Origin of the sequence: Runella limosa DSM 17973, assembly GCF_000482465.1 — a bacterium.
GTDB lineage: Bacteria > Bacteroidota > Bacteroidia > Cytophagales > Spirosomataceae > Runella > Runella limosa.
Window position 1 is genome coordinate 145,445 of record NZ_AXVJ01000043.1, and the last position, 9,625, is coordinate 155,069.

The window sequence follows — 9,625 nt, forward strand, 5'->3', positions numbered from 1 at the left end:
TTTTTTTGTTATCGCATCCCATAAAAAGAATGCCTGAAGCGTAAATACAGTACGTTGAGGCGTGAGGATTACATAAATTCACTCAGTTCCAGCCAACGCATTTCTTTCTCTTCCAACTCTTCGGTAATGCGCTCCACGGCTTTGGCCCAAGTGGCAAAATCTTCGTGCGAGCCTACTCCAGCGTTCATTTTTTCGACAAAATCCAATTTTTGACTTTCCAACTTCGCCATGTCGCTTTCCAACGTCTCAAATTCACGTTGTTCCTTAAACGACAACTTACGCTTGGCGGGTGCCGAAACAGGCGTAGCCGAAGGCGCCTGCGGACGGGCTGCTACCGTCTGTTTGGCAGCGGCAGCTTGTTCTTTGTTTTCGGCCAAGAAATTGCGGTAATCGGTGTAGTTTCCTGGAAAATCGCGAATGTGACCATTGTCTTCAAATACAAACAAGTGGTCAACCAAACGGTCAAGGAAATAGCGGTCATGGGAAACAATCACCAAACAGCCAGGAAAATTCATCAAAAACTCTTCCAATACGTTGAGCGTCGTGATGTCAAGGTCGTTGGTAGGCTCATCGAGAATCAAAAAGTTAGGCTCGTGCATCATCACACGCAAAAGCTGCAAGCGGCGTTTTTCGCCCCCGCTCAACTTTTCTATCATTGTTCCTTGCTTATTGGGCGGGAACAAAAACGCCTGCAAGTACTGCGATGCCGTCACGGTTTGCCCCGTTCCAAGGCGAATCACCTCAGCCACGTCTTTGACCCAGTCCACGACCCGTTGACCGTCTTTGTATTCCAAATCCGATTGGGTATAGTAGCCAAACTGCACCGTATCTCCACGCACGACTTGGCCATTGTCGGGACGAAGTTCGCCCGTAATCATGTTGAGCAAAGTTGACTTTCCTGCGCCATTTTTCCCCACAATCCCGATACGGTCGCCTTTTTTGAAGGTATATAAAAAATTGTTGATGATGGTTTTATCACCGTATTTTTTACCAACACTATTCAATTCCACAATCTTACTTCCCAAGCGAGTGGACTTGATATTCAGCTCGATTTGGTTGTCGTATTTACGCTGATGCGCCTTTTCTTTGGTATCTTCAAAAGCATCGACTCGGTACTTGGCTTTGGTTCCGCGCGCTTTGGGTTGGCGACGAATCCAGTCGAGTTCTTTGCGGTATAAGTTGCGCGCTTTGTCGATTTCGGATGCTTCTACGGCTTCTCGCTCGGCTTTTTTCTCCAAAAAATAGGCGTAATTGCCTTTGTAAGTATATAAATTCCCGTTGTCGAGTTCAACAATAACATTACAAACAGTATCCAAAAAGTAACGGTCGTGCGTTACCAAAAGGAGCGTTGTGTTTTGAGTGTTGAGGTAATTTTCGAGCCACTCGACCATGCTCAAGTCGAGGTGGTTGGTAGGCTCATCCAGAATCACCAAGTCAGGACTTTCGATAAGCACTTTCGCCAATGCGACGCGCTTGCGCTGCCCACCCGACAGTGTCCCGATTTTTGCCTCAACATCATAAATGCCTAGTTTTCCCAGAATTTCTTTGACCCTTGCCTCAAAATCCCAAGCTTCCAGCGAATCGACTTGCTCGATGGCGCGCGCCAACACGGCATCATCGCCTAGCACCAAAGCGCGTTCATATTCTTTAACCGCCGCCGCCACGGGATTTTTGCCCGAAAAAATCACTTCAATAACAGGAAGTTGGGCATCAAAATCGGGTGCTTGGTCGAGGTACCCTACTCGGATGTCTTTTCGGACACTCACCACCCCTTCATCGGGAGGAGTGAGTCCCGCCAAAATGGTCATCAACGTTGTTTTTCCCGTACCATTGGCCCCAATAAGCGCCACTTTATCGCCTCGGCTCAAGCCCAGCGTCATGCCCTTAAACAGCCACTTATCGCCAAAGGACTTCGATATATTTTCTGCAGATAGGTAATTCATACCGCAAAGGTATGTGGGTCTTCCCAATTAACAACTTTACTTTTTGAGGTATTTTAGTAGTTTTTCTACTAATTCGTAAACCTTCGTAGATGGATTTTGATGGGAAGGTGGCAAATCTGCCTTTTCTTCAAAAAGCCTACGCGCATTTTTAATAGCTTTCGACACATCCGCATTGGGGTCTTTTTCCAAACGACTGTATATTGTTTTACAAAACTCGTACGTTTTACCAACCCGTTCGTAACGAACATCCCATAACTCATCAAGTTTTGTATAATATTCAAATCGAGAGTGTTTCGTTTCTAGAAACTGGTAGTGCAAGATAAACCATAGTTCAAACGAATCATTTGAGTAGGCAACATTTAGACCTTTTTTTTGGGCAAACTCAACCGCCTCATTGAATTCATGAGCTATTCCAATCACGTCTTTTTTATAATCAAAGTCAAACACACACCACACCTCTTTCCCTTTATTTTCTGCCAGCTTTGATAGTTCAAAAGCATAACTCACTAGCGACAAACGCGAAGCACCCGCGCCTTTACATTCTACAGTCACAGTTACCACAGGAAAAGACCGAAAATAGGCAGGTTCAGTATTTACCCCCTCACAAACTATTAAAAATGACTTAGTTGGCTCGATACTTTCTATTCTATATGGGTTCTTAGTAGTTACTTTTTTGAACCAGCTTTTGTTTTGGTCGTTGGGCTTTATATAACGCGTTTTTTTAGGCATGTGTTAATTTTGAAAAATTGATTCAAAGTCTCCCAAAAAAGGTACCGCTCCATATTGGCCTTCTAAATACTCTTTTTCAAAACTAGCATCATTTCTTACCCCTTTAAATTCAACAAGTGTTGTCAACTTTGATGCTCCAAAGCGATTTTTATCAACAAAACAGATTTGATCCCGCCGTAACAGATCAGCTTTCAACAGCCCTGTATCATGAGTTACAAAAATAAGCTGTGCGTTATTTTTATTTGAACTAGACGAGTTAAACAGAGCAACAATTTTACGTGTCAAACGCGGATGAAGTCGAGCATCAAATTCATCAATAAAAAGTACCTTTCCTTCATCTAAGGTATTCATCAATAAGGGGCTTAGATAGAAAATTTTCTTTGTACCTTCTGATTCCCAATCATCAAAATCTTCTCGAACCTCTCCTATTTCGTTGTCCTCGTTATCGTATTTGCTCCGTTTTGAGTAAAAGGAGGCAGGAAATGAAAACTTTCCAGTTTTGAATAAACTTCTCAACTCTTCAGGTAAATCATTTGATAAATCATCTTCATTTTTCTCCAGTAAACCAAAATCTTCAATACCAGTATCAGCACTACTCAAGAAATCAAGAATCCTCTTTTTATCTTTCTCATTTTGGCTATCAGACACAATTTCTTTAATCAAATCCTTTATCTCAGGTGCAAATAAACCCGATAGAATACCAATTCCTTTGATAAAACCAGCAATATCTTCGGAGATTTTCCCCCCTAAAGCTGCAACGGAAGTCAAAAATAAAGAGTTGGGTCTAAAAATTTCGTTATCCCCTTTAATTGATAATTTTTCAAATTTTTTCGCTTCTTTAAATACCCTTTCATTAACATCAACATCCATCCCTTCTCTTAAGAAAAAGGGGACTTCTACTCGTTTGGGGATACCAAAAAGCCATTCAGAAACAACGGAGTGGTTAGAAACTTCGAATCCGTATCGGTACTGAGTTCCTTTGTGTGAGAATACTAATTGAAAAAAAGTTGGCTCATTTTCTGTTTCAATACTGAGTTGAAATGGTTCAACCAACTTCTTCAAGATATCCTCATCTGCTACAGACCGCTTAACAATCATAACCATCGCAAAAATGGCCTTTACTAAATTGCTTTTTCCACTAGCATTGGCTCCATAAATCGCTTTGCTTTTCAGGAGCTTGAGCTTGTCTGATACTGAAATCAGATTTTCTGTATCCACATATTTATAGCCTCGCTTCGAAGTAATTGGAGCTGCTACCAAACTAAGGGTTTGCATTTCTTTGAAAGATCGAAAGTTAGCAACGCAAAATTCTAACAACATATAAGTAGCACATTTGTGATTATTTCACAAATAACGCCTTAAAGCATTTAATAATACATAAAATAGGAAACATTTTTGATTAATTTTCCACAAAAAGGTAAAACAGACAGCTAATTTTCTTTAAAACATATAGTTTCTAATCTGCACATAATCATTTTATTCCCTCCATGAATCGTCGCACTTTCATCCAAAGTTCAGCCGTAGGCGCTACTGCCACGCTTTTCTCGCCCTATGGCATTGCTGCACCTCGGGCTTCCAAGTACCGTACCGCCCTCATTGGCACAGGCTGGTGGGGAGGCAATATTCTCCGCGTCGCAATGGCTGCAGGTCAATCCAAAATTGTAGCTCTCTGCGACGTAGATCAAAGTCAGCTCACCAAAACTGCGGCGGAAGTAGAAAAACTCAGCGGTGACAAACCCAAACTTTACCGCGATTTTCGTGAGCTTTTGGCGACCGAAAAACCCGAAATTGTCATCGTAGCCACGCCCGACCATTGGCACCCGCTAATTTGCATCGCCGCCGTGCAAGCAGGGGCGCACGTGTATGTGGAAAAGCCGATTAGCCATACCATCAACGAAGGCAAAGCCATGGTAGCCGCTGCTCGAAAAACAGGCAAGATTGTGCAAGTAGGAACCCACCGTCGGGTATCGCCCCACAACTTATCTGGTCGCGACTTTATCCGCTCGGGGAAAGTGGGCAAAATCGGAATGATTCGGACGTTTGTTCACTACGGCGGCGGCCCAGGCCAAGTAACGCCCGACTCAGAAACACCCCAAGGGTTGGATTGGGATATGTGGTGTGGCCCCGCGCCGTTACGACCGTTTAATACCAAGATTCACCCGCGAGGATTTCGTCAATACTTGGATTATGCCAACGGAACGCTCGGCGATTGGGGCATTCACTGGCTCGACCAGTTACTTTGGATTATGGAAGAAAAATATCCTAGGAAGGTGTTTTCGACGGGTGGACGCGCCATCAAAACCGACAATACCGACGCTCCTGACCACCAAGTAGCCGTGTATGAATTTGAAAATTTTACGGCCACTTGGGAACACCGTCAGTTTGCGGGAAACAACGCCGAGAAAACCCACCCACAACAGGCCGTAGGCTGTTATTTTTACGGAACAGAAGGTACTTTCCACATGGGCTGGCTCGACGGCTGGACGTTTTACCCGACCGATTCTAAAAAGCCCATCATCCACGAAGATGCCAAACTCGACATGCCTGACCAGCAAAATATCGCCAATCTTTGGGCGGATTTTTTGATGTCGATTGAGAAAAATCAACCGTCGGTATGCGACATTGAAATTGGCTACCGCTCTTCTAATATGGCTTTGTTAGGAATGCTTTCAATGAAAGCGGGACGAAGTATTGAGTGGGACGGGGAAAAAGGGCTCATCAAAAACGACCCCGAAGCCAATAAACTCCTCGAACGCCCCTACCGCAAGGGTTGGGAATACCCAAGAGTATAGAGGGAATGTCGAAGGTAGAGGGTAGAATGTCGAATTTTAGGTGAGCGTGAGTTCATCCAAAATCCGTAAATATCCGTCCAATCTGTGTCATCCGTGTTCCAAAAAACAGCAAATTTCAACAAAATCAGCGCATTTTATCCAATGAAAAAAATCATATTTTTAGTACTTTTTCCTTTCCTTATTCACGCCCAAACGTTCAAAAATCCTTTGTTACCCGCAGGGGCTGACCCGTGGTCAATTTACAAAGATGGGTATTATTATTACATGCACACTACGGGCAAAAATCTGAGTATCTGGAAAGTAAAAACCTTAACGGAGCTGGCTTCTGCTAGTCCAAAAGTCGTGTGGACGCCACCTGCAACGGGGCCTTATTCTAAGGAAATTTGGGCGCCTGAGTTACATTTTTTGCAAGGCAAATGGTACATCTATTTCGCTGCCGACGATGGTCATAACCGCAACCACCGCTTGTTTGTACTAGAAAATGCCTCCGCTGACCCCACCCAAGGAAGTTGGGAAATGAAAGGACAGCTCAAAACGCCCCAAGATAAATGGGCGATTGATGGGTCGGTTTTTGAACATAAGGGACAATTTTACCTCACTTGGTCAGGATGGGAAGGCGACGAAAACGGGCAACAGTCGATTTATTTATGCAAAATGAGCAACCCGTGGACCTGCGTGGGGGAACGAATCAAAATCTCTGAACCTCAGTTTTCGTGGGAAAAGCACGGCACCATCAGCCGCCCTGGCCCCGACGACAAACCGTTGGTGTTGGTCAATGAAGGCCCTCAGTTTTTGAAAAGCCCCAATGGCCGTGTTAACATTATCTTTTCGGCCAGTGGTTGCTGGACAGATTTCTATTCGTTGGGGATGATTTACGCTTCACCCAACGATGATTTGATGAAAGTAGCTTCTTGGAAAAAGCACCCGAACCCTGTGTTTTGGGCCGAAAATACCAAAGGTACGCACGCAGCTGGCCATAACAGCTTTTTCAAATCGCCTGATGGGCGTCAGAACTGGATTCTTTATCACGCCAACAGCGAGGCAGGTCAAGGGTGCGGGGGTAAACGCTCGCCTCGTATTCAGTCGTTTACGTTTTTGAAAGACGGCACGCCTTCCTTTGGTTCGCCTGTTTCGACTGACCAAGAGATGACTGCGCCGAAGTAATATTTTTACCACATAGTACACTTTAGAATTTGTCACATAGTAAACATAGAAGGCTATGATTCCTGATGTGAAAAACTAATGTGCACTATGTGGTAAACAGATAGCCTCTACTTCATCACAGGAGGCACATAAAACTTCCACGAGGACTTGTAATCGGGCGAAAGCTTTTTATTAATCATCACAGCGCGTACCATGTCCACGGGCAACGAATTTTGCTGCATAATGGTATCGTGAAACTGCTTATAGGTCATCTTTTTGGTATCAACCAGCTCCTTTTTGAGGGCGTAAAACTGAAACGCTCCCGTCATATACGCCAACTGATACAAAGGCTCATACCCACCTACAAACGAGCGGCGCACCTCTCCCTCCGCATTGGCACGTTCATGCCCTACCCGATCCACCAAGAAATCAATACATTGCTGCGGCGTCCATTTTCCTAAGTGGTAATTGAGCGAGAAAATAATCCGAGCGCAACGGTGCATTCGCCAGAACAACATCCCTACGCGGTCTTCGGGCGACTGCGGGAAGTTCATATCCCACAAAATCATTTCCCAATACAACGCCCAGCCTTCGGTCCAAAACGGCGTACGGAAACGACGGTACGTTTTGTAACGGTTGTTCATAAATCCTTGTAAGTGGTGTCCCGCAATCAGTTCGTGGTGAACAGTTGCCCGCGAAAAATGAGGGTTATTTCCCCGCATACTCATCAATTTATCTTCGTGCGACATTGCCGCCGTGGGGTACGAAATCAGAATCGTTTCTCCACCCAAAAAGAACGGACTAAACTTCTGGCGCTCGGCCGACATCATCGCCATCCGCCACGTTTCTTCCGCAATTGGCGGAATGGTAATTAAATCATTCTTTTTAAGAAAATCGACCGACTCGTTGTAAAGCCGCAAAATCATGGCAGGTTGTTCACCCACGGGTACCATGGAGTTTTTCACTTTCTCTTGTGCTTTTTTCCAATCATCCCCAAAACCCATTTCGCGAGATGCTTTTAACAATTCGCGGTCGCACCACGCAAATTCTTTGTTGGCAATGTCAATGAGTTCTTCGGGAGTGTAGGAAATAAATTCAAATTCGAGCTGTCGGATAAGTTCATCCCGCCCCACGGCCACCCCATTGATACCACTTCCGTCGTCTTTTGTGGGAGCAGCCACTTTAGCTTTTTTGGCAAAAAACGAGGCATACGACGTCAGCGCACTATCAAGTTTTTGATACGGCTGCGGCACCCACCACGTGAAATCAGGGTCGTAGGCATTGTAAAACTCAAACACACTTTTCATAGCCGATTTTAGCCCCGTAGCCGTTCCTGATGCTCGGTCGGCCAAAATTGGGTCAATCTTATCAAGTTTTTCAACCATTTTTCGGGCTTCTGCTACCTCACGCGCTAAAGCATTTAGCTCAACAGCTATTTTTTCACCCTCCACCGACGTCCCACGGCGACGCGATTTTTCCATTGCATAAATACGGTCGGCAAACGGAAACCACGCTTGGGTCTGCGAAACTTCGTTGGCTTCTTTGGCCAGTTCACGTAAATCCACCTGCAAATTGCGCTGAAATAATAAGTAATCAACCTGACTATCAACGGGAAGTTTATCAAAATCCAGTTTTTTCAGTTGCTGAAGGTAATCGGTCGAAAGCCGTTCGAGGCGTTGTCGGCGCTCGGGAGAGTTTTCGATGACGTAAAAACGGATTAGACTTCCTCGGTCGGCGGCGTAATTGGCCATCAAATGATGCACATCACTCGTTTGTTTGTACAAAGAAGAAAGCGGAGCAGGTTGTGCCAGTACGATTGCGCTGGTACTTAGCAACAACGACGCACTCAGCAACATAGGTCTAAGTTGGAGCATAGAAAAGGGAGAGTTTGTAAATGAATGTGTGAATTTAGGCCAAATTCTTCATACTATTGCACCTTCGCACAAAAAGCTTTTGGGATGTTATTTGACCAAATTACCCTCATTGATTCCTGCCGCCTTACTGAAGAAGGCATTCAAGAAATTGCTACTTTTTCCCGCCAACCTCTGCTTCGTTACTACGACGTCCCGACCTCTGACGAAGAAACGTTAGCTCGAATTGGGCAAAGTGATTGTGTGCTGGTTAGTTGGCAAACCCCTGTTTCGGCTCAAGTAATTGCCGCTGCGCCCTCGCTCAAATACATCGGAATGTGTTGTAGTTTGTACAGTGAAGCGTCGGCCAACGTTGACATTGGTAAAGCGCGTGAGTTAGGAATTAAGGTATTGGGAGTGCGTGATTATGGGGACGAGGGCGTTGTTGAATACATTTTTGCGCAGCTTATTCAGCTCTTTAAAGGTTTTGACCCGCACCAATGGAAACCTCAGCCCGTGGAGCTGGGAGGGAAAACCTTGGGGGTGATTGGACTGGGAACGTTAGGAATGATGGTCGCCAAAACAGCCCTGCACTTTGGCATGACGGTGTACTATTTTGGGCGACAACCGAAACCCGAAGCCGAACAAAACGGGATTCATTTTTTACCTCTTCATGAACTATTAGCTACCTGCGACGTGGTCACGACGCATTTACCTAAACACACGATTTTGTTGGGAGAACGAGAGTTTTTGGTCAAAAAACCTAACTCTATTCTCATCAATACTTCGCTAGGGCCTACGTTTGACGTAAATGCCTTTACGGCTTGGCTTCAAAACGACCTGACATCTTTTGCCATCTTGGATTCAGATGGAGCAGGAAAACATTATGAAGCATTTTCGGCAATGAAGAATGTCTTGTTGTACCCTCGTTCTGCGGGTTTTACGGAGGAGTCAAAGGTGCGTTTAACGCAGAAAGTAATTGCGAATTTGAGGTCTTATTTGGGGTAGTTGCGTCGGAGACGCTGGGCCTTGTTGCCTCCGAAGCACAGTTCGAGGGCAGTGCCCGTGCCTGCGGTTACTCATTGTAGATTTACTTTTTCAAAATAATATTTGGCAATGAAGGAGTTAAACCGATTACTCACTGGTACTCAGATACTGAGGTTATGTT

Annotated in this window: 7 protein-coding genes; 3 read left to right on the forward strand and 4 right to left on the reverse strand. The window is 44.9% G+C overall.

Annotated features, from left to right (window positions below; all coding sequences use genetic code 11):
- Window positions 1-68: 68 nt before the first annotated feature.
- From K339_RS0104630 to K339_RS0104640, 3 genes are read right to left on the reverse strand one after another with little or no spacing between them, the layout of a single operon-like run.
- A complete protein-coding gene (locus tag K339_RS0104630) occupies window positions 69-1,943 on the reverse strand; it encodes an ABC-F family ATP-binding cassette domain-containing protein (RefSeq protein ID WP_028522572.1) in 1,875 nt (624 codons plus the stop codon).
- A 36-nt stretch (window positions 1,944-1,979) separates the two neighbouring features.
- A complete protein-coding gene (locus K339_RS0104635) occupies window positions 1,980-2,672 on the reverse strand; it encodes an RloB family protein (RefSeq protein ID WP_028522573.1) in 693 nt (230 codons plus the stop codon).
- Window positions 2,673-2,675: 3 nt separating this feature from the next.
- A complete protein-coding gene (locus tag K339_RS0104640) occupies window positions 2,676-3,947 on the reverse strand; it encodes an AAA family ATPase (RefSeq protein WP_229598693.1) in 1,272 nt (423 codons plus the stop codon).
- Window positions 3,948-4,159: 212 nt separating this feature from the next.
- On the opposite strand from K339_RS0104640, the gene K339_RS0104645 reads away from it, so the two are divergent.
- Window positions 4,160-5,464: a Gfo/Idh/MocA family protein gene (locus K339_RS0104645; protein WP_028522575.1), complete on the forward strand. Its 1,305-nt coding sequence runs from the start codon at window positions 4,160-4,162 to the stop codon at window positions 5,462-5,464.
- Window positions 5,465-5,605: 141 nt separating this feature from the next.
- On the forward strand, window positions 5,606-6,628 hold the full coding sequence (locus tag K339_RS0104650) for a glycoside hydrolase family 43 protein (protein WP_028522576.1): 1,023 nt from the start codon (window positions 5,606-5,608) through the stop codon (window positions 6,626-6,628).
- A 107-nt stretch (window positions 6,629-6,735) separates the two neighbouring features.
- Here K339_RS0104650 and K339_RS0104655 read toward each other — a convergent pair whose 3' ends face one another.
- Window positions 6,736-8,481 (reverse strand): DUF885 family protein, encoded by a 1,746-nt coding sequence (locus tag K339_RS0104655; protein ID WP_028522577.1) that lies wholly within the window; start codon window positions 8,479-8,481, stop codon window positions 6,736-6,738.
- A gap of 84 nt (window positions 8,482-8,565) precedes the next feature.
- On the opposite strand from K339_RS0104655, the gene K339_RS0104660 reads away from it, so the two are divergent.
- Window positions 8,566-9,465, forward strand: a complete 900-nt coding sequence (locus K339_RS0104660; protein WP_028522578.1) for an NAD(P)-dependent oxidoreductase — start codon at window positions 8,566-8,568, stop codon at window positions 9,463-9,465.
- Window positions 9,466-9,625 lie beyond the last annotated feature (160 nt).